General features: G+C 63.8%; 24 protein-coding genes and 1 pseudogene. 11 read left to right on the forward strand and 14 right to left on the reverse strand.

The genetic code is table 11. The annotated features are described in order from the left end of the window. Positions 1–86: 86 nt before the first annotated feature. Entirely contained in the window at positions 87–362 is a 276-nt protein-coding gene (locus tag IR187_RS05780) for an HU family DNA-binding protein (protein WP_228765582.1), read from the reverse strand. A 137-nt stretch (positions 363–499) separates the two neighbouring features. Here IR187_RS05780 and IR187_RS05785 point away from each other — a divergent pair, with 137 nt between their 5' ends. Next, positions 500–1,411, forward strand: a complete 912-nt coding sequence (locus IR187_RS05785; RefSeq protein ID WP_058807779.1) for an endonuclease/exonuclease/phosphatase family protein — start codon at positions 500–502, stop codon at positions 1,409–1,411. Positions 1,412–1,428: 17 nt separating this feature from the next. Here the strand turns inward: IR187_RS05785 and IR187_RS05790 are convergent, their stop codons facing one another. Then, positions 1,429–1,680: a hypothetical protein gene (locus IR187_RS05790; RefSeq protein WP_156420509.1), complete on the reverse strand. Its 252-nt coding sequence runs from the start codon at positions 1,678–1,680 to the stop codon at positions 1,429–1,431. Between the two features lie 64 nt (positions 1,681–1,744). Further along, positions 1,745–2,194, reverse strand: a complete 450-nt coding sequence (locus IR187_RS05795) for a hypothetical protein (protein ID WP_058807777.1) — start codon at positions 2,192–2,194, stop codon at positions 1,745–1,747. Positions 2,195–2,287: 93 nt separating this feature from the next. Between IR187_RS05795 and IR187_RS05800 the strand changes: the two genes are divergently transcribed. The 5 genes and pseudogenes from IR187_RS05800 (at position 2,288) to IR187_RS05815 (ending at position 4,758) form a co-directional block, all read left to right on the forward strand. Beyond that, positions 2,288–2,668, forward strand: a complete 381-nt coding sequence (locus IR187_RS05800; protein ID WP_058807776.1) for an antitoxin Xre-like helix-turn-helix domain-containing protein — start codon at positions 2,288–2,290, stop codon at positions 2,666–2,668. 4 nt (positions 2,669–2,672) lie between these two features. Next, on the forward strand, positions 2,673–3,356 hold the full coding sequence (locus tag IR187_RS05805) for an RES family NAD+ phosphorylase (RefSeq protein WP_058807775.1): 684 nt from the start codon (positions 2,673–2,675) through the stop codon (positions 3,354–3,356). A gap of 269 nt (positions 3,357–3,625) precedes the next feature. Then, a pseudogene (locus IR187_RS17145) lies at positions 3,626–3,718 on the forward strand (SEC-C metal-binding domain-containing protein); the annotation flags it as partial. Positions 3,719–3,802: 84 nt separating this feature from the next. After that, entirely contained in the window at positions 3,803–4,276 is a 474-nt protein-coding gene (locus IR187_RS05810) for a hypothetical protein (RefSeq protein ID WP_228765583.1), read from the forward strand. Beyond that, positions 4,258–4,758, forward strand: a complete 501-nt coding sequence (locus tag IR187_RS05815; RefSeq protein WP_194953770.1) for an RNA-dependent RNA polymerase family protein — start codon at positions 4,258–4,260, stop codon at positions 4,756–4,758. The genes IR187_RS05810 and IR187_RS05815 overlap by 19 nt, the downstream gene beginning before the upstream one ends. Before the next feature lie 106 nt (positions 4,759–4,864). Here IR187_RS05815 and IR187_RS05820 read toward each other — a convergent pair whose 3' ends face one another. After that, positions 4,865–5,794 (reverse strand): HEPN domain-containing protein, encoded by a 930-nt coding sequence (locus tag IR187_RS05820; protein WP_058807773.1) that lies wholly within the window; start codon positions 5,792–5,794, stop codon positions 4,865–4,867. 257 nt (positions 5,795–6,051) lie between these two features. Next, positions 6,052–6,375 (reverse strand): DUF736 domain-containing protein, encoded by a 324-nt coding sequence (locus tag IR187_RS05825; RefSeq protein ID WP_058807772.1) that lies wholly within the window; start codon positions 6,373–6,375, stop codon positions 6,052–6,054. Between IR187_RS05825 and IR187_RS05830 the strand changes: the two genes are divergently transcribed. The 5 genes from IR187_RS05830 (at position 6,374) to IR187_RS05850 (ending at position 13,358) form a co-directional block, all read left to right on the forward strand. After that, positions 6,374–6,565, forward strand: a complete 192-nt coding sequence (locus IR187_RS05830) for a hypothetical protein (protein ID WP_156420506.1) — start codon at positions 6,374–6,376, stop codon at positions 6,563–6,565. The two genes, IR187_RS05825 and IR187_RS05830, sit on opposite strands and share 2 nt — an antisense overlap. A gap of 285 nt (positions 6,566–6,850) precedes the next feature. Next, positions 6,851–7,432 (forward strand): RNA polymerase sigma factor, encoded by a 582-nt coding sequence (locus IR187_RS05835; RefSeq protein ID WP_058807771.1) that lies wholly within the window; start codon positions 6,851–6,853, stop codon positions 7,430–7,432. Further along, positions 7,429–8,349, forward strand: a complete 921-nt coding sequence (locus tag IR187_RS05840; protein WP_058807770.1) for a FecR family protein — start codon at positions 7,429–7,431, stop codon at positions 8,347–8,349. The genes IR187_RS05835 and IR187_RS05840 overlap by 4 nt, the downstream gene beginning before the upstream one ends. Positions 8,350–8,430: 81 nt before the next feature. Further along, the gene (locus IR187_RS05845) at positions 8,431–11,373 is read left to right on the forward strand and encodes a TonB-dependent receptor (RefSeq protein ID WP_058807769.1); all 2,943 of its coding nucleotides are present in this window, start codon (positions 8,431–8,433) and stop codon (positions 11,371–11,373) included. Further along, positions 11,367–13,358: an Atxe2 family lasso peptide isopeptidase gene (locus tag IR187_RS05850; RefSeq protein WP_058807768.1), complete on the forward strand. Its 1,992-nt coding sequence runs from the start codon at positions 11,367–11,369 to the stop codon at positions 13,356–13,358. Before IR187_RS05845 ends, IR187_RS05850 begins: the two co-directional genes overlap by 7 nt. Here IR187_RS05850 and IR187_RS05855 read toward each other — a convergent pair. From IR187_RS05855 to IR187_RS05885, 9 genes are all read right to left on the reverse strand, one after another. Then, positions 13,265–14,962 carry an asparagine synthase-related protein gene (locus IR187_RS05855; RefSeq protein ID WP_058807767.1) on the reverse strand — a complete coding sequence of 566 codons (1,698 nt, stop codon included), beginning with the start codon at positions 14,960–14,962 and terminating at the stop codon, positions 13,265–13,267. The genes IR187_RS05850 and IR187_RS05855 overlap by 94 nt on opposite strands. After that, positions 14,959–15,609, reverse strand: a complete 651-nt coding sequence (locus IR187_RS05860; RefSeq protein ID WP_058807766.1) for a lasso peptide biosynthesis B2 protein — start codon at positions 15,607–15,609, stop codon at positions 14,959–14,961. The genes IR187_RS05855 and IR187_RS05860 overlap by 4 nt, the downstream gene beginning before the upstream one ends. A gap of 56 nt (positions 15,610–15,665) precedes the next feature. Next, positions 15,666–15,788, reverse strand: a complete 123-nt coding sequence (locus IR187_RS16960; protein WP_267463756.1) for a hypothetical protein — start codon at positions 15,786–15,788, stop codon at positions 15,666–15,668. A gap of 69 nt (positions 15,789–15,857) precedes the next feature. Further along, on the reverse strand, positions 15,858–15,980 hold the full coding sequence (locus IR187_RS16965; protein WP_267463757.1) for a hypothetical protein: 123 nt from the start codon (positions 15,978–15,980) through the stop codon (positions 15,858–15,860). Between the two features lie 97 nt (positions 15,981–16,077). Further along, a complete protein-coding gene (locus tag IR187_RS05865; protein WP_058818522.1) occupies positions 16,078–16,701 on the reverse strand; it encodes a GntR family transcriptional regulator in 624 nt (207 codons plus the stop codon). After that, positions 16,698–17,615 carry a phytanoyl-CoA dioxygenase family protein gene (locus IR187_RS05870; protein ID WP_058807764.1) on the reverse strand — a complete coding sequence of 306 codons (918 nt, stop codon included), beginning with the start codon at positions 17,613–17,615 and terminating at the stop codon, positions 16,698–16,700. Before IR187_RS05870 ends, IR187_RS05865 begins: the two co-directional genes overlap by 4 nt. A 10-nt stretch (positions 17,616–17,625) precedes the next feature. Then, entirely contained in the window at positions 17,626–18,240 is a 615-nt protein-coding gene (locus tag IR187_RS05875; RefSeq protein ID WP_058807763.1) for an acyl-homoserine-lactone synthase, read from the reverse strand. Positions 18,241–18,329: 89 nt separating this feature from the next. Next, positions 18,330–19,064: a helix-turn-helix transcriptional regulator gene (locus IR187_RS05880; RefSeq protein WP_058807762.1), complete on the reverse strand. Its 735-nt coding sequence runs from the start codon at positions 19,062–19,064 to the stop codon at positions 18,330–18,332. A 285-nt stretch (positions 19,065–19,349) separates the two neighbouring features. Continuing rightward, complete coding sequence (locus IR187_RS05885) at positions 19,350–20,051, reverse strand: NUDIX hydrolase (RefSeq protein ID WP_228765584.1); 702 nt, start codon at positions 20,049–20,051, stop codon at positions 19,350–19,352. Positions 20,052–20,096 lie beyond the last annotated feature (45 nt).

The raw sequence follows: 20,096 nt of genomic DNA on the forward strand, positions 1-20,096 counted from the left end.
GCGTTGTGCTCCTCGGGAGTCTGATCCCGTTGATCGCGGGTTAGCCAAAGACGCCGATTCCATATTGATTGCCAGGCCCCAATCAGTCAGTGCAAATCATTCTCAATAAAGGTGTTGGCGGCTCCGAAGCCAAGCTTCTTCTTGGCAGCGATCTGCATGGTCTCTCCGGTCGCCGGGTTGCGGCCCTCACGAGCAGCCGACGTCGAGACCTTGAACTTGCCGAAGCCACTGACCGAGACTTCTTCGCCCTTTGCGGCCGCGTCCGTGATCGCCGAGAAAACGGCATCGACGGCCTTCTTGCCCTCGGCCTTGCTCACTCCGAGCGATGCGGCGACGCTGTCTGCCAGTTCGGCATGGTTCAATTGATGTCTCCTTGTGCGGCCGGAGAATCCCGGCCGGGCGGGCCATATAGCGCCAGCTGATGCGAGACGCCATGTACGGCGCAGCATGTGGGGAGAAGCTGTTGAACTCGAATACTCCCTGCGGCACTAGCGCACCAATGCTCTCCATCCGCCTCATCGCATCCGCCCTGATCCTCAGCGCCACCGCCTGCTCCGCCGCGGCGAGCTCGCCTGCGGACATAACCCCGCCCGCGCAGACCAAACCGCTAAAAGTCGCTAGCTGGAACCTAGAATTCCTCGCCGAGCAAAACGGCGCCGGCTGCAACCCGCGCGATGATGCTGATTATGCCGCGATGCGCCGCATAGTCGGCAGCCTCGATGCCGATGTGATCGCGTTCCAGGAAGCCGAGAGCATTGCCGCTGCCGCACGCATCTTCGACACGGCGAGCTACACGATCGTCATGGAGGCGCGCCCGGGCGCGCCGAGCAGTACATGCGGCGGCGAGCATCCGGATCAGAAGGTCATTCGCCAGGCGGTGGGTTTCGCGGTCCGCAAGGGCATCGCCTTCGAGCGCAATGCGGATGTTTCTTCGCTGATGATCGGCAACGCGCAGCTGCGATCGGGGATCGACATCACATTGCGGCCGGCTGACCGCGCGCCGATTCGCCTGCTCGGCATTCACCTGAAATCGGGTTGTTTCGCGGGCAACGAGGCCAAGGCATGCCCGACGCTCATGCAGCAGCTCCCCGCGCTCGAGGCATGGATCGATGCAGCCGCGAGCGGCCCTGACCGCTTCGCCGTTCTCGGCGACTGGAACCGCCGGCTCGCGCAGAGCGGCGATATTGTGTGGACCGAGATAGACGATGGCGAGCCGGCGAACGCCGACCTCCATCTCGCCGACGCCGGCAAGGGACCGGCCTGCGATCCCCGCTATACCAGCTTCATCGACCATATCGTTCTCGACAGGCGCGCAGCCGCGGACCTCAGAGGCTTCGCCGAGACGTTCTATGCTCCCGGCGAGAAACATTACTCCGATCATTGCCCGATTGCGGTGACGATCGCGAACTGAACGGCGACACGCCCCACTCAGTCGTCGAGAAACCAGTCCGGCGTGTCGATCCTGCGCCAGGTCTTGTATGTGCCGGGCACCGGTATCTTCGCGCGAGCCTCGATCAGGGCGCCGGTCGTCAGATCATGGATGTCCGCAAAGACTTTGGGATTGCCATAATATGGCGGGGGACCGTTGAGCGGCCCTACCTCGACGATGCGCGCGCAGCTGTTCGCCCAGGTCGTTCGGCGGATCCAGAAGCCCGGCTGCCGCGCGTTGGCTTCGTACATCTGAAAGACGTTGAGATCGGAAAATTCGGTCGTCGCCCCCTCCCTCTTGCTCAAATCGGATAGTTCAGACCCATTGGAGGGCACAGTCTTCGATCGAAGCCTCCTCGCCCATCGAGAGGCGGACAAACAACGCGTGCCGGTAGCGGAAGCTCCGCTTGATCTGCTCAAGCTTCATCAGGTCGCGCTCATTGCTCCTGTTGCTCGTGGACTTCTTGATCTCGATAACCAGCAGATTGTCGTCGTCGGATCCCGGCACATGGACGATGATGTCGGGAAAGACCTTGCTCTCGGTCAGCTCGCCTTCTGCATCCGGCAGCCCGATCTCCTTGGGATAGATGTCATGCCGATTATATTCGACATGGACCTTGTGCTCGGGAAAATGAGGGATGAGCAGCCAGGCCAGAGAGGAGCTGATCGTCCTCTCGCCGATATCGAAGGAAATGATCTTGCCCTCTTCGGCGTAAAGCTGCTCGATCGCCTCAACGACGATAGCACCGATCGTATCAGCGTCCATAATGCGCCCTTCTCCACTATCAACAATACCGGATATGGAACAATTATTGACAATTGTTCCTATAAGGAACATATAGGTCTCACTGGAGACTATATGGCTACCGCTGCAAAAGCTATCGACCGCAAGGAACTCACCGGCCCCGCGCTCCGGACCTTCTTCAACATCGCAGAGGCCTGGGACCTCAGCGAGGTCGAACAGATGAAGATCCTCGGCCTCGACAGCCGTTCGACCTTCCACAACTGGAAACGCGGCGATGTCGCTGCGCTCAGCAAGGATGCGCTCGAACGCATCTCCTATGTGATGGGCATCTACAAGGGTTTGCAGATCCTCGTCCCGCAAACCGCCGACGCGTGGGTGCGCAAGCCCAACAAGGCGGCCATGTTCGGCGGCAAGCCTGCCATCGATCGCATGGCGTCGGGCAATGTCTCCGACCTCTACGTCGTGCGCCAGTATATCGACGGCCAGCGCGGCTGATCCCTTGGACATTCCCGTTACCGCCACGAGCTGGGCGCCTTGCTATCGCATCATCCCGAGCCGCTTCCCGCCAGTCGGCCTGTTCGACAAGGTGGCAGACCCGGCCGACCTCGACGCAGTCTTCATCATCGAGGCGATGACAAATGACCGGCTCCGCGACGAGGTCGGCGACCTCGCGCTCGTCCCGCCCGAGGACCGCATCGCCGGCCCCGGCACGACGCCGATCATGGCCGCCTTCACGCATCTCAATACCGAGGGTAGCCGTTTCTCCGACGGGAGCTTCGGCGTCTTCTACGCCGGCCTCACCATCGACACCGCGATTGCCGAGACCAAGCACCACCGCGTCCGCTTTCTCGGCGCGACCGACGAGCCCGCGCAGGAGATCGACATGCGCGTTTATGCCGCCGACCTCACCGCAAATCTTCACGACATTCGCGGCCACGCGGAAAGCCATGCCCATCTCTACGATCCCGACACCTATGCCCATTCGCAGGGTCTCGCGACCGAGCTGCGCGAGGCAGGATCGGATGGCATTCGCTACCTAAGCGTCCGCGACCCCGGCGGAGAATGCGCCGCCGCCTTCCGGCCTCGTCTGCTCGCGAACTGCCGGCAGGAACGACACCTTTGCTATGTCTGGGACGGCGCGACGATCGGCACCGTCTATGAGAAGAGAAATTTCGAAGGCTGACCAGACCGCGGGAACCATCGATCGATCCCGGACGTTTCAATTACCTGTCCAGACGAAAGAATGGCAGAATTTGATCGCATCTTCGGATGCAATCTAGGGAAGCCCCGCTGCAGAGATGTAGCGGGGCTTACCGCATGAACTCCCCGAGAACTGAGGGCAATGGCCCGAAGGCCTTGGACGAATGCGCTCATGTCGAGTCTGCGAAGTGAGAGACCGATCGAAAGCGCTCAATTTGACCAATCGGGAGATTTCGGACAAAAAGAGAACAAATGTCCACGAGCCCGCCACGACGTAGCCGCAAGATCGGCCGAAATGAGCGCTGTCCCTGCAGAAGCGGACGCAAGTTCAAGCACTGTCATGGTACAGTCGGATCGAACCTCCCCGCAGTTGGCGTTTTTCCAAAGGACATCGAGCAAGCCCGGACGCAGTGGCGAGCGCGCGAGAGGGTGCGCGAGAAGCAGCAGGGCCTAGGACGCCCGATCATCTCTGCGAAGGTTGGTAATGAGCAGATCGTCGCAATCGGCAACAAGCTCCTTTCATCCCGGAACTGGAAGACATTCCCTGATTTCCTGCAGGACTATCTCAAGACCAAGCTCGATCCGGCGTGGGGTAATGCCGAGATCGCAAAGCCGCTCGAGCAGCGACACCCGATCATGCAATGGTATGAAGCGCTATGCCATTTTCAGCGCAAATGGGTGATGAAGCCCGGCGTCCCGACGAGCACCGATGTTGTCGGCGTCCTCGCCTGCTATCTTGGTCTTGCCTATGCACGAGAGTACACTCACCGTATGTGCAGATCGATTCGAGGTGGCGTTCGGGTCGGACTCATGGTCCAGCAGAGATCACGGCCTACAGCGACGACCGCCTCGGTCACCTGGCTCAGGGGGCCCCAACCAGCCCCATGCTGTCCAACCTGGTAAGCGAGCCAATGGACGACCTCTTGGCAAAGATCGCTCGGGAGCGTGGACTTGTTTATACACGCTACTCCGACGATGTTGTCTTTTCGACCGGGACGACGATTACTCGGCGTGAAGTGCGCAATCTGGTCCATGATGTGAAGCGTGTGTTCAATTCGTTCGGGCACCTGTTACATCGCAAGAAAGTCGTCATTGCGCCGCCAGGCGCGCGCAAACTCGTCTTGGGATTGCTTGTTGACGGCGATGAGGTGCGGCTGTCTCGCGAATATCGGGCTAGGGTCGAATCTCATGTCCGCGGCATCGAGAAATTTGGCTTAGCGGAGCACGCAGCCTCGCGCCACTTTACGTCGGTCTGGGGCATGGTGAGACACGTCGGCGGACTGATTGCACACTCCAGAGCCGTAGATCAAACTTATGGAGATTCAATGCAATTGCGACTTTCGGCGGCACTTGAAGCTTCAGGTTGGAGTGATGCTTCACCCTGAAAGTATCCCCCCTTTAAAGCATCCACCTGGCCATCTGGTCAGATCGAGTTACCGAATTTCATTCAGGATGGAATGCCAAAGATCACCGCTTCGAGCGAGGCGCAAACTAGCTGGCTGCCCGTGCAGTTTCCTCAAGCTCGGAGATACGCGATGTGCAGACTTCGCGGACAATCGCCGCTAGAGCGTCAACTCGGCTACCGAGCCAAGCTAGCTCCTCCACAGAGATCCGATAGTGCTTCGAATAGCGGGCTTTAATGTAAGCCTCCTTCAACTTCTCGAAACGTGATCGATCGGCCTTCGTCTCGCGAGGCCAAGCTTCAGCCAAGCGCTCGTCCATCCGTTCTGCTTGGGTGCGCAGAAATGCGAGATTGTGCACGTGCGGGCTGTAGAACGAACAAACAAGCAGTGCGCAATTGTAGAGGCGCTCGGCCGTCTGATGGTAGTCGAACGCGGCGTCCTTCAGATAATTCTGCTCGACAGCGAACTTCGCTATATCCCTCCGCTTCAAAGCACTCGGATACCACTCGTCGAAATACTCCCGCGCCATCTCCAGCGCAGCGTGCGGCGTCTTCGGTTGCGGTTCGGGTAGTTCGTCGTCGACCGCCTGATAAATCGCGATCCCGTCGCGCGCGACGTCCATGAAGAAATAGCGACCCTGCGACAGTCCCGCGTTTACCTCGCCAGCGCTATGCACGATGAAGTTCACTGGCGTGCGAAGCGTCTTCGTAACCGACAGTTCCCGGATCAGCCGATCATCAAGCTTCGACCAATATTCGACCCGGTCGGTCAGCCGATCATCGTTGACGATGATCAGCAGATCATAATCGGACTGATATCCCTTGGCCGTATGCGGCTCGTCGACCCAACCGCCGCGGGCGTAGCTGCCGTACAGGATGATCTTGGAAATGCGCCCCTTGCGCTTCCAGTCCTGCGTCGCGAGAGCCAATGCGTCGCCGAACTCCTCGAAAATGATCTCGACGATCCGTTCGAGCTCGCGCTGCTTCTGAGGTGGGAGATGATCGATACCGCTACGCATGCGCGGTCACCCTAACAAGGTGGCGACACCCTTGCACCCCGATATTGATCCGGAACGCAAGGATGCCGCCGAGTGACGGCCGAGCGGGTCGCATGCTCGGCCGACGGGTTGTTGCTGAGAGATTTACCCCCATCGGCGCGGCCCCCCGACGGCGCCGATGCAGGCCGGTTAGAGCGACCGTTACCGTAAGGGAAACAAGCGATTGCATGAGCGTGGCAAGCCCAGCTTCGTCGCGAGGGTGAAAGTTATTTGCCATCTCAATCCGCCGCGTTCCAGATGATCGCAAAGCGGTTCTCATCTTCGGCCGCCGCAGCCCTGCCAAGGTTCGCATAGAGGCGCCGTGGGCCGAATTCGGGCGCTTCAAGCGTGATGGATACGTAGGGCTTTCCCGAGCCCGCGCCGACACGGATCCATCCCGCGCCGATCTCGACGCCGTCCGACCAAAGGCGATAGTCAGGCTGAATCTGCGAGCCCTTCGCCCGATTGAGGCGGATTTCGATCGGGGCCCTTATCGATAGGGTCGTCAGCTGGCCAATGAAGCCCTTCTCGATACTTCCATTGACGATTCCGATTGCTGCCATGGTGCTGCTCCTGCGTCACGCGCGGGCCGATCCCGCCGCGGCGGAAGCGTCGGGACGGTGGCATGAGCAGCGGATGCACCCGCAGGGCCGCAGCGCAGCGAAGGACAGGAGCATCGCTCCTGTTGCATCGGCTGCGCCGCCGTCCAAAGCGCTGTTGCGGCGGGTCGGACCGATGGATCAGTTGAAATGACGACCTCGGCCGGAAGCTGACAGATAGATTCAATTTGGACCATTAACCCGTACGTCAACTTGCCCCTTCGCAGCGCAGCGCTATGCTGACAGGGCATCGGGCAGCAAGGCGCGCGGTGCCGGGACGTAAGAATCTCGTTCGGAAGCCTTATGACATTCCCATCCGTTGCCGGGTGGCCGACGCGTATGTCCAGGCCTTCGGGCTAAAGGCGGCGGCGCATATTTCCGAATATGTTCTTACCTCCCGGCTTCATCGCCTCACCGTCCGACCGGTAGGCGATATGGAATGGACTATGATGACGACCCGACGGACCGGCGAGGTGCCGCACCGGGCGACCCCCTGCCTCCAAACGACTGGGCGGGGTTCAACCATGCCGATCGCGCCGAGGCGCTGTACGTCGCACATCAGGCCCGCGTAGCAGGCATCTTCCGCCGCAACGTTCCGCCGCATGAAGTCGGCGACCTCGTGCAGGAGACGTTTCGCCGCCTCTTTTCCGCGAAGGGCGTGAGCGCAACCTTCCTCGAAGCCCCTGCAGCCTATCTCGCGTCGACAGCCCGAACGATCCTGAAAAACCGGAAGCGGTCGGGGATGCGCAGCCAGTTGCAAGCTCACCACAGCTTCGAGGATCATGACGTTGCGGGCCCCGACCCGCATGCGACGCTGGAGCACCGCGACATGCTTCGCCGCGCCGAGGAAGCCATCGCCAGACTGAATCCAGTCACAAGGGATGTATTCCTGATGCACAGGTTCGAAGATCTCAGCTATTCCGAGATCGGACGAATCAAAGGCATGAGCAATAAAGCCGTGGAAAAACATATCGTCAAAGCTTTGGTCGCGGTTCGCAAGGCACGAGACCCGCAGTCGTGAAATCCAGCGAGCGCGAAGCGATCGAATGGGGCGTGCGCATGCGAGGTGCCCCCACAGAGGCCGACCGTGAGGCCTTCAAAATCTGGTATGCGAAACCCGGTAACGCCGAAGCATTCGCGGTGGCCGAGGACGATTTCGTGATGACCGGCTCTGCCTCCCGAACCCGCATCGAGGCGATCGCGCGAGAGGGACAAAAGCCGTCGGGCGGATTCCGGTGGGCCTTCGCCGCCGTCGCCGGGCTCGTGATAGCTGTCGGCTTCGCCTGGCATCTCGGCCGGCAGGGCGACACGCCCCAGATAGCTGCAGGCCCCATGCTTCCCGGCCAGCTTCGCCTCGCCGACGGCTCGACCGTGACGTTGATGGACGGCGCGTGGGCCGAACCGCAATTCTCCGACACCGAGCGCCGTGTCCGCCTGCACGGCGGCCGCGCACGCTTCGATGTTGCACACGACAGCGCCCGCCCCTTCATCGTCGTCGCCGGCATCTCGGAGACGAAAGCTCTTGGTACGGTGTTCGAGGTCGACGCCCGGTCGGATGTCCCGAAGGTCAAACTCGTGCGCGGCTTGGTCGAGGTCCGGCTCGGCGGGACGACAAAGACCGTGCGCCTCGCCCCCGGGGAAAGCGCCGAAGTCGCGCAAAGCGGCCCGCGTCTCATTCCTGCCATGACCAGCCCGGTCCAAACGGCAGAGCCGACCACAATGCTGGCGGCCGACGGACTCCCGCTCGGCGCGGTCATCGATGCGGCCAACAAGGCCAACGCGAAGCCGATCCGCCTCGCCGACCCGGCCCTCGCATCACTCCCTGTGACGGGCCGTTTCGACGTCGACAACGGCGCAGCCCTTGCCCGCAAACTCGCGGCAGCTCTGGACCTGGAGGCGGCAGAGGGGCCGGACGCGATCACCCTCAGTAAAAAATAATTCCGATCGGAGAGGGGGGGAGTTCCCTTTCCGGTGTTTTGCACCCCCAGACGGCCATCGGTGGCCGCTTGGGGAGGTAAGATGAAGTACAAGTTTCTGGCGGCGATGCTCTCGGTGAGCACCGCGGCAATCGCGATTCAGGTTCCTGCCGCGCACGCACAGGCACAACCAGCACAGCAGACCTATAATATTGCCGCGCAGGATCTCGGCGCGGCCCTGCAACGCTATTCGCAGATTTCAGGCCGGGAAGTGATCGCCTCGACAGGTCTCGTCGAAGGCAAGCGCAGCGCCCGCGTCCAAGGTCGCCTGACAGCCGATACTGCCCTCTCGCGTCTGCTTGCCGGCACCGGCCTCAACGTCGAACTGGTCGAAGGGGCCTGGGTGCTGCGCTCGGGAAACGACCATGCCGAGGAAGTTGGATCGACTGAATCCGGCGGGGAATCGATCGTCGTTACCGGCTCGCGTATTCGCGGGGCCGGTCCCACCGGGTCGCCCGTCGTGTCCATCGACCGGGAGGCCATCGAGAAGAGCGGCTACAGCAGTGTCCAGCAGTTGCTCCAATCGCTCCCACAGGCATTCGGCGGCGGTTCGAACGAGGCCACAACGGGCGCGACCACGCGCAACGGCACTGGCAATGACGCGACGCTCGGATCGAGTATCAACCTTCGCGGGCTCGGCACCTCGTCGACTTTGGTCCTGATCGACGGCTCGCGCCCCGCCCTCGGCGGCGTCGGCGGCCTTTTCGCGGACATCTCGCTGATCCCGATGGGCGCGGTCGAGCGGATCGAAGTGCTGACCGATGGCGCGTCGGCTATCTATGGGGCCGACGCCGTCGCGGGCGTGGTCAACGTCCGAATTCGCAATCGCTTCGAAGGCGCGGAAACGACGCTGCGCGCGGGAACCGCCGACGGCGACTTCAGCGAGGTGCAATTCAGCCAGCTTCTCGGCAAGCGGTGGAGCGGCGGCCATGTCATGCTCGCCTACCAGTTCTCGAACCGCGGCGCGCTCGCGGGCGCGAAACGCGATTTTGCCCGCGAGGATCTTCGCCCCTTCGGCGGACCCGACTTCCGGTCGACAACCGCTGTGCCGGGCACGATCCGGGCCGCGAACGGGCAGATCTTCGGCATACCCGCCGGGCAGAACGGAACGGCGCTCACCGCTGCGCAGCTCCTTCCCGGCATCCAGAACCGGCGCGACGGCCGTGCCGAGAGCGACATCCTGCCGCGCCAGCGCGTTCACAGCCTCTATGCCGGAGGCGAACTGGAGATCACGAGCGACCTGATCCTCAAGGTCAACGCGCTCGCCGCGCAGCGCGATTTCCGCAGGATCGCGAAGGGCGACTTCCTCCGCGTGTCGCGCGTGCCGGTCACCAATCCCTTCTATACCGATCCGATCGGTACGAACCAGCCGGTGCAGGTCACCTACAGCTTTGCGAACGACCTCGGACGTGAGAACCGTTCGGGCCGCGTGCGGGCCATTAACCTGTCAGGTGGGCTCGAACAGCGTCTCGGGCCGTGGAGCATCCAGCTCGGCGGTGCCTATGGCCGTCAGAAGGGCAAGGCCGACTATACCAATCTCGTCAACAATGCCCGTCTGACTGCGGCGCTCGCCGACACCAACCCGGCGACCGCGCTCAACGTGTTCGGCGACGGAACGGCGAACAATCCCGCGACGCTCGACCGCATCCGGGGCAGCTACGGGACGATCGACGATTATTCGAACTGGTCGGCGGCGCTTCGCGCCGACGGCCCGTTGTTCCGTCTCCCGGCGGGCGATATCCGCCTCGCTGCGGGCGCGGAATATCGGCGCGAGGCCTATGACTATTTCGTCAAGAACGACATCAGCGCCGCGACCCCGAACAATGCGCCCTATCCCGGCCTGCCCGGTCCGCGGCATGTGAAGTCACTCTATGCGGAATTGCTGGTGCCGATCTTCGGCCCCGACAATGAAGTGCCCGGCTTCCGGCGCCTCGAACTTTCTGCTGCAGGTCGCATCGAGGACTATAACCAGTTCGGTCGCACCGAGAATCCGAAGTTCAGCCTGCGCTGGGAACCCGCTGAAGGCATCGCGCTCCGCAGTTCCTACGGCACGTCGTTCCGCGCCCCCCTGTTCGACGAACTGATCGGCCCGGCGCTCTCGCTCTACTCGGTCGAGAATGTGCCGGATCCAGCGTCGCCGACGGGGCAATCGACCGTCCTCGCGCTGTTCGGCTATGCGCCGAACATCCAGCCCGAGAAGGCGACGACCTGGACTGCGGGCTTCGATATCGCGCCGCCCTCGCTGCCGGGCCTCCGCGCATCGCTCACCTATTATTATGTCGATTATCGCGATCGTATCGGAACGGTGACCGAGGATTATCTCCGCTTCCTGTCGAACCGCGACGTGTTCGGCGGGGTGATCATCGACAACCCGCCGCTCGACCTCGTCAATTTCTACTTCAACCAGCCGACCTTCTTCAATCCCTCGGGCTTCGCGCCGACCGACATCGTCGCGATCCTCGACGGCCAAACGCGCAATCTCTCGGCAGAACGACAGCGGGGGATCGACTTCGACCTCGGCTACGCACCGCAGCTGGCCGGCGGAACGCTCGACCTCGGGATCAGCGGCACGCATATCTTCTCGATCAAGCGGCAATTGACGCCCGGTGCACCGAGCACCGACGTCGTCGGCTTCTACGCCAGCCCCGTGAAGTGGCGCCTGCGCGGGCGCGCGGGCTGGTCGAAGGGCGGCTTCTCGGCCAATGCCTTCGTCAATTTCACCGACAGCTATATCAACCAGATCGTCGTGCCTGCCGAGCCCGTCTCGTCATGGACCACCGTCGATCTCACGATCTCGCAGCGGATCGGTGGAAGCGGCGGTGAAGATGGCCGGGGGCTTCAGCTTGGCCTTTCCGTCCTGAACCTGTTCGACAAGGACCCGCCCTATGTCATGAACCGCAGCCAGACCTCGGCAATGGGTTATGACCCCGAGAAGGCGAGCCCGGTCGGGCGGATGATCTCGGTCCAGGCGACGATCAAATGGTAGGACGGCTGACGCTGATCCTTGCCCTGCTGGCCGCGGCATCGCCCGCGGCCAGCCAGACGACGCCGAGGGAGATCGTCGAGACCGCCGATATTTCGGGGCTTGCGGCGTCTCCCGACGGTCGCTGGATCGCCTACAGGATTGAGAGGCCATCGACCGCCACGAACCGCATCGACGTCGACTGGTATCTGGTTGCGGCCGACGGCCGGTCACCCCCGCGCTCGCTTGGTCGTCTCGGAACGGCGATGTGGGACGATGCTGGCGTGATCGTAGCCGGTGAGGCCAAATGGGGTCCGGACAGCCATCGCCTTGTCGTTCGCGCGCTCGTCGACGGACGGGTCGGCCTCTGGGCCAGCGCAACCGACGGCTCGGGCTTTCGTGCCATCGCGGACGGCGACAGCGACATCGAGGCATTCGCGTTTCGGGCCGACGGTGCGCTCGTCACGCGCGAGGGGCCGTCGCGGGCCACTATTGCACGCGCCGAGGAAGCCGAGCGCGAAACCGGCATCCTCGTCGACGGCGCCACCGACCTTGCCCAGCCGCTCTATCATGGCGCCCTGATCAACGGGCGCCCGGCCACGCAGCGCTTCTCGGGCGACTGGTTCGACAGGGCGCCGCTGCTCGCTGCCGCGCCGCGCCACTTCCTACGCTACGATGCCGGTGCCCTCGCGCCCGTCGCCGCAGATGCCGCCGATCAGGCGCTGCTCGAACCACAGCCGCATCCCGCTCTCGTTTCGCCAGCCGATTTGCCCGTCGCGCTGCGCACCGCGCTCGGAGCCCGCGGTATGTGCGCGGCAAAAAGCCAATGTCCCCCGGGTGAGCTGCGCCTCTCCTGGTGGGCGCCCCGAAGCGACGGAAGCGCGGTCGTCGCGCTCCATGACGCGGACTTCCACCAGACCCTGTTCGCTTGGTCGGCACGAACAGCAAGGCTGACCCGCCTCGCCGCTGCGGACGGACAACTCTCGGGCGGCCGTACCCATTATCTGCCCTGCGCCGCAGCGCAGGCTGCCATCTTCTGCGTCGAAGCCGCCCCCGATATCGCGCCGCGCCTCGTCCGTATCGGCGAGGGCGGCAACAAGACCGTCGTCTCCTCCCCCAATCCAGATCCTGACAGCGAAGGGCTCCTTGCCGAAACCATCGCGTGGCAGGTGAGCGGCAGCCGTGCGTCGGGCGTATTGATCCGCCCGAAGATCCCCGGGCGGCTGCCGCTCTTCGTCACTTACTATCGCTGCGCGGGATATCTGCGCGGCGGTGTCGGCGACGAATGGCCGCTGCGCGCGCTTGCCGCGAACGGGATCGCCGCACTCTGCATCAATTCGGTGCCAAGCGGCGCGGTCGGAGAAGCACGCTACGAACAGGGCATGGAGGCTGTTCGTGCCGCGGTCGATCTCCTCGCAAAGCGCGGGATCGTCGATCCGGCGCGCGTCGGCATGGGGGGCCTCAGCTTCGGGAGCGAGGTCACGACGTGGACGCTCCGGCACAGTGATTTGCTCAAGGCCGCCTCGATCGCCTCGGTTCAGCTCGAACCAAGCTATTACTGGTTCAACGCGCGGCCCGGGCGCGAGACCTTCATCAAAAATGTGCGCGAAGTCTGGAAGGTCGGATCACCCGATGAATCGCCGGACGGCTGGAAGCGCCTTTCAGCGGCGCTCGACACCTCCAACATTCACGCGCCCCTCCTCATGCAGCTGCCCGAACATGAAGCGCGGCTCTCGCTCGAACTGTTCAGCAAGCTCGCGACCGCCCGGCTCGCCGAGATGCACATCTTCCCGTTCGCTGCACACATCAAGGCCGAGCCCCGGCAGAAGCTCGCCGCCTATCAGCGCAATCTCGACTGGTTTCGTTACTGGCTGCAAGGCGCGATCGACCCCGATCCCGCCAAGGCCGGGCAGTATCAGCGCTGGTCGCTGCTCGGACCGAAGAAGGGCGAAGCCTCGACCGCGCGGATCCAACGCTCGACATCGGCGATCTCAAGCAATCGGAAATAGTCGAAATTGCCGACGACGTCGGCAGCCTCGATATAGGCCGATATGCTCGCCGCATCGAGCAGCCCGCGCGTGGCGAGACGGCCGTCCAGCAGCAGCTCGCCGAGGTCATGCCGCTGCCGCAGGAAGGCGGCGGTGCAGAGCGATTCCAGTCGCCCCTTGTCGCGCCGCCACACGACCGATGCCGGCAGGCGGTTCGCAAAGGCGGCGCGAGCAACCGCCCGGTCCCGGCCACCGGTGAACCAGACCCAGCTCGGGATCGACAGGCAGAGCTCGACGACCGGCTGCGACAGCAGTGGCAGGCCGACATCGCGATCGTACCAGCGATCGGGACGGTCGGCGAAATCGAGGATCCGGCGGATGGCCTCGACATGCTTGCGCTTGCCTCTCGACGCGCCAGCCGCCCCCTCGTCCCAGGGATGAGTGAAGGGTGCCGCAGGCAGCGCCGCCTGATTGCAGAAGCTCGTCTCGCGCGGCCAGCCTCGGCGCGGCCCGACGCGCCGAGCACGTACCAGCAGGCGGACCGCCTCCCAGATCGTCGCGCCACCCGCGCGCGCAACGTCGCGAAGTACGGCAAAGGTCCGCCGCGAGAAGCCGAACTGCTCGAACGCATCGACCGCGGGGCCGATAGAGCTGTCGAAGGCGAAGACATTATCGCCGCCGATGCCGCCGATAATCGCCCTTGCCTTTCCCCCGCCAGCCTCCTCGAAGGCCTGGTCAAGGCCGCCGAGAACGCCATAGGCACCCGGGCGCGGATGCAAATGGGCAGGCGGCGACAGAAGATCGATCCGCGTGTCGTCGTTCCGGGCTTCGATCATCGCAGCGCCAACGCGCTCGGCAACCGCGCGCGCGAAATGGCGTTCGTCGCCATCGGCGCCCGGCGTCGCGAAATTGATCGCCGAAAAGTCCGCGCCCGCCCCCGAGAGCGAGGCCGCGACGATCGAACTGTCGAGCCCACCCGACAGTTCGAGAAGAATTTCGCTGCGACCCGAACTCCAGGCCTTCACGCTGCTGTCGATGCGCCGCTCGAGCGCCGCGGCAAGTTCGGCAACGCCGCTCGCCGCCGGCTTTGCCACATGCTCCCACGGCGACCAGTCCGCCCGGACCTCGGTCCCATGACCGTCGAACGCGAGGCTGGAGCCGGGGAGCAGCTCGAGCAGGCCCGCAATGCCCGTGCGCTCGGTCCTGAGATTACTGTACGCGAGGGACTGGCCGACGAACTCCCAGTCGATCGAAACGTCCGAGAGCAAGTCACGGACGAGTTCGAGATGCGAGAAGCAGAGGATCCCGTCCGCGTTCCGGATCCAATATAGCGGCATGCCGGTCAGCGCCGCCCGCTCAACGATCAGCGTATCACCCCGCCGTGCTACCGCGATGAAATTACCCCAGCCATCCGCGGGAGCGTGAACGCTCACCCCGGTTCGCGTGAAGATATCCCCGAGGATGACCGCGCCGTCCGCGAGGCGCCGCGACGGCAGGTCCGTGCCTGCGAACAGGATATGGTCATGCTCGATCGCGACCGCGCCAAGGCCATGCTGCTCGGCGGCGGCGGCGACGTCCGCCGCGCGGTCGGGTGCTCCCAGAAAGGCGAGCAGTCCCCGCTTCACCGGACGGCCAGGATCGGCGTGAAGTTACGGGCCTCGGCAGCCGAACCGGTAAGGATGGTCTCCGGGGTCTGGAGCCAGCAATGAGCGTTGAAGGGCGACATCCGCACGCCGAAGACGAGGCTCGCGACGATACCGCGCGCAAGAAGGATATGGTCGAGCGCGAGCGCATCGATCAGACAGCGCGGCGGAATGGGATTGAGCCAGCGGCTCGCGGCATAAGCGGCGGCAACGGAAGCGGCTGCATCCTCCGTTCCCGGGACGCCGATGGCACGCTTTCGCTCGGTAAACCGGACGACAGTCGCGGCAATATGCTCAGGCCTCATCGCCCGCCGAGCCCAGCGAAGCGCGAACGCCGCCGAAGCAATCATCCGCAGGCCCGTTCGGCCCTCCGTCGCCATGAGATCATCCTCGGGCACTTCGATCTCGGTCGGTCCGATGCTGGTGGATTTCCCCGACTGCATGATGAGCCCGGCTCGCTCGAGCCGCGTGATGGCTTCGCTATCGTTGGGTTCTCCGGCCCGGAGGCGATCGAACGCCGCGCGGTCGGCCCCGCGCAGCAAGAAATATTTGTCGCGGGCGAGATCGAGGAAGACAAGCTCGCCGCCCACCTCGCAATAGCCCGTGCCGGTCGCCAGTTGCCAACCCATTGCCATGATGCCTGGGGCTTCCGGAGACCCGGCACCGCCGGGCCCCCGGGGTGCCGTCAGTCCTGGACGAGACCGGGGCGCAGCATGCGCCCGCCGGATTCGATCGGCAGGCCTTCGTCGCCGGCGGTATCGGTCGTGACAGTGCCGAGCTCGACGAGCTCCTGGGGTTCGCGTTCCATGGTCATTTCCTTTCCTCGATCATCGAAGGGCGATGCCGGGAGCCGGCTGCCCGGCCCCCGGCGCCGTGGTCAGTCCTGGGTGAGCCCGGTGACCTTGAACTTGCCGGCACCTTCGATGCCCAGCGGATCGTCGCCGGCGGTGTCCGTCGTGACGGTGCCGAGTTCGATCAGTTCATTGGTTTCGCGATCCATGATCGTTTCCTTCCAAGATGCCGCGGAATTGCGGCTCGATCGAAGCTAGGGCGGCGGCGCCGTATAGGAATTTTATACGACTCATATCGTCCGAATATTATCGCAAGGGTTCCGAGCGCTTGCGGATCTCGGCAGCAACGCGCCCGGCGAACCCGGCTCGCCGGCGATGGAAGCGCGTGATTTTGCTGCGCAAAGCGCTCCAGCGCCCGAAGCGATAATCCTCCGCCATTGCCTTCAAAGCATCGTGCGCGTCGGCATCAACGCGGACCTCCAGCGAGCGAATTGTCATGCTCCTCTCCACCATATTGACGATCGCGGCGCGAAGTTCGCCATTCGAGCTGCCGGTCGCGATGGTCCGGAAGAGACTTTCGATCGCCTCCGGATAGGAGTCGTGAGCCGCAAGTTCGATCAGGCCGCCGGGCAAGTCAGGCCGCGGGGACCGCCCCTTGAGCGCCATCGACAGGAGCGCCCCGGCCCAGCCATAGAGGTCGACGAGATCGGCCTCGCCAAGGAGGGGCTGCCGGAACCCCTCCTGGTGCCAGCTCTCGATGATCCGCTCCCCCGAGAGGCGGTAGAGGGCATCGCGGACCGGAGTGGCGCTCGAGGCAAGCGTTCTCGAAAGCTGCGCGGCCTCGAGGCGAGTGCCTGGCGGATAGGCGCCAGACAATATGCGTGCCTTCAAATCCAGATAGACCCGCTCCATCGTGGCACCAGGGCTCATGCCGCCAACGCCCCGCGCTCGCCTTCTCCTTCCGGCGGCTGCCCGGCGACATAGTCGGCGAGAAGGGCCTGCTGATCGGGCCGGAGCGCATCGACCGCGGCGATTGGGTCGGCGGGGTAGCCATTGAACAGCACCGACGGACATTGCCCCTCGAAATTGCCGAGATTGGGACGATGCTGCGCATAGCCGGCAAGCGCCGCGAGGCCTGGCGCGAATGTCCGTGCAATCTCCGGCGGATAGGCCAGCCACTGGTTCTCGTAGGGCTTGAGCCAGCCGAGGCAGTAGCTGACGATGATTCCGCGGCGGACGCTGCCGCTCCGATTTCCGCCGGCGCCGTGCAGTGTCGAGCCGAGGAAGACGATCGCGTCGCCGGGCTGGGCCTCCGCAACGATCGGGGTTTCCTTCGATTCCTCCACCAACGCTTCGACGCCATGGCTGTCCGGCCAGATGATCGTCGCGCCATTCTCCTCGGTGAAGGGGGTAAGCGGCCACATGACATTGACGAGATATTCGACCTCGCCAAGCGCACCCTGCCACATATTCTGGTCACGGTGCGGGAATTGCGCGAGAGCGCCGGGATGAAGCTCGATCGCCTGGGTGAGATTGAGCTGGATCCGGTCGCACCAGTTCCCGAGTACGATCTCGGCGAGCTCGAGGACGGCAGAGTTCATGACCAGATCGGCCATATGTGGCGAGCGGATCAGAAGGCGGCCGAACCGCTTGGTCCTTGTCCCGTAGAAGCCGCCTTCACAAAAAGGCGTCGCCTCGTAGCGTGGCCCGAGATCCTCGGCGATCGCGCCGATTAGCGAAGCCGGAACGGCGTCGCGGAGAACCGTATAGCCCCTTCCCATGAGGTCGCGGGCTGCCGGGGATCGAGGCGAACGTGCGTCGAGCGCAGCATGATTGATCAGCATCGTTCTCTCCTCACGCGGCGCAGGCGGCGTCGGTCGCCGCGGCGTCGCTGGCGATGCCGGCCGCAGCGAGCTTGGCAATCGTCGAGGCGTCGATCTCGATCCGCAGCGCCGCGAGCGCTTGTCCCCGATGGAGCACGGGTTCGCCAAGGGCGCGGCAGTCCCAGCCGAAAGTCTGGATCTGGCGGAACCAAGGGAGCTCGGCGACGCCGGTGTAGGTGCGTACGCCATTGGCGAGGGCGAACTCGGCGAGGCCTACCAGGAGCGCGTCGCGTGCGATCCTGCGCTCGCGCGCCCCGATGCCCGGCGACAGGCAGAAGCGCGTGATCTCGAGCACATCGGGACCTTGCGGCACCTCACCCTCGACGAGACCCGGAAACAGCGTGTCGAGCAGCGCGGGCCGGGTCGTCAGCAGCAGGCGGGCCGAGGCGAGATGATCGCCCTCCTCGGTCGCGACGATCAGGTAGATCGCGTCCTCATTGTCGAACTGGTCGAGCTCGTAGCGGCCGGCGAGCGCGGGCAGGTCCCATTTCAGGAGATCGATGAAGACGCGCTTGCGCGCCTCGAACATGGATCTCAGCACCAGGTGCTCGCGGGTCCGGTTTTGTTGGTCGACGATTAGCAGCATGGATAAGCCTCCTTCTGAAAGAGGCGTTCCAATTGAACGGCTTTTCGGACCCGCACCATAGCATGATAGGGGGGTGTCCACGATTTTTCTCAGCGCTTCGCGATGTCCTCGAAGCTGATGTCGCCATCGTACAGCGCCCGCACGGTCAGCGTGATCCCGCCATTCGCCTCATAACGCTGGCGCGCATTGCGCAGATGCTCGCGGACCGTATCGGGACTGAGACCGAGAATAAGCCCGATCTTCCAGACCGGTTCCCCCTTGGCGGCCCATATCAGGCATTCGCGCTGCCGATCGGTGAGCCGCGGCGCGATGCGCGCGAGGGCCGGATTGCCGATTTGCCGCGCAGCATCGAAGGCCGCGCCTCCGATCATGCGAGCGAACTGCAGCGCATCGGCGTTCGCCGCGATCCCCGGCTTCCAGGCGAACGATACCGATCCATGCGCATCGCCGGGAATATGAGCGGGGACCGTGAGCCCGTCGCCAATGCCGTGCCGTAGCGCCTCGCCGAGGATCATCTCGTCCTCGCGCCGTTCGCCTGCCAACGGCTTCATATCGTGCCACAGGAACCCCGCCGAACTCCGCTGGCTCGCACGATGGACCGGATCGGTCACGCCGAGTTTCCGCTCGTCGAACCAATGCGCCCATTCCTCGGGATAGTTATGGATGCGAATGCCGCGATCGGGCGCAGCGAGAAAATCGACGTGATGGCTCAGCGCGAACCAGGAGCAGCCCATGGCGCGGCAGGCCTCTGACAGGAGGTCGGCGAGCGCCGCCCCGTCCTTTACATGACTGACGTCGAGCGCAAATGCATGCGCGGCGTCCATCGTCGGCATTATGACCTATAGCGCGCCGACCGGCGTTTCCGACCTGCCCGGTCCGCGTGCTCCTCGTCAGTGCAGGCGACCCCTGCCCTCTCACAAGGCTGGCCGGCCCGCAACGGTCGATCGCCGCTGGTCAAGGCGATCTTGGGAGAATCTGAAAATGCGGGACAAGTCCATATTATTCAAATATATTCGGAAGATATAACCAGATTGAGGCCATTATTTCGAGAGATCGGCCGGCGTTCGACCGATTTCAACCTTCGCCCGCTAGCGGCAGGTCCCCTGGAATCAGGCGCCCAGATTCTTCAGGGGCATCGAAACGGGACCGTATCCAGCGTCGGGCGGCAGCACCAGAACGGGTTCTCCATTCTCTTCCGAGACCTCGGGCAGCACGGTCACGAGCCTGCGTTGCCTTGCGCGCGAAATGCAATCCTCCGCACTTTCTGCCTCGGCGAGCAGCTGCAGGTTCATCAAGGTCGGAAAGATGATGGTCCGCTCGCCCGCCGCCGCCAATCGGATCGCCTCCCGCGGCGAGATCCATTCCACATCGACGGTCTCGCGTCCGTCACAGGCCGCCACCTGTCTCGGCGGCGCGCTTATGGTGTAGAACCAGGTATCGAACCGCTTGGGCATGATAATCGGGGTAATCCACCGGGCGAAGGTGGCAAGTGCATCGAGATCGAGGCGCACGCCCAATTCGCGAACCACATCGATGAAAGCGATTTCGCCCGTCTCGACCGCGCTGCGCGCCGATGCGTCGCAAGCGCCCTCAAACGGCGCGCCTTGGGCGGTCTGCGCCAGCAGAATCCCCGTTTCCTCGAATGCCTCGCGGATCGCCCCGATGCGCAGGGTTCGCTGGACCGCATCCAGATTGTTCCACCCGATCGCATGCTCGGACCAACGCTCGTCCTTGTCGCCATCATGCGTCTTGCCGCCTGGAAAGACCAAGGCTCCGGATGCAAAATCGATCTGGTGATGGCGCTTGACCATCAGGACCTGAAACTCGGGCTGGTCGCGGACCAGGAGCAACGTCGC

The organism is Sphingopyxis solisilvae (assembly GCF_015475875.1).
Taxonomy (GTDB): domain Bacteria; phylum Pseudomonadota; class Alphaproteobacteria; order Sphingomonadales; family Sphingomonadaceae; genus Sphingopyxis; species Sphingopyxis solisilvae.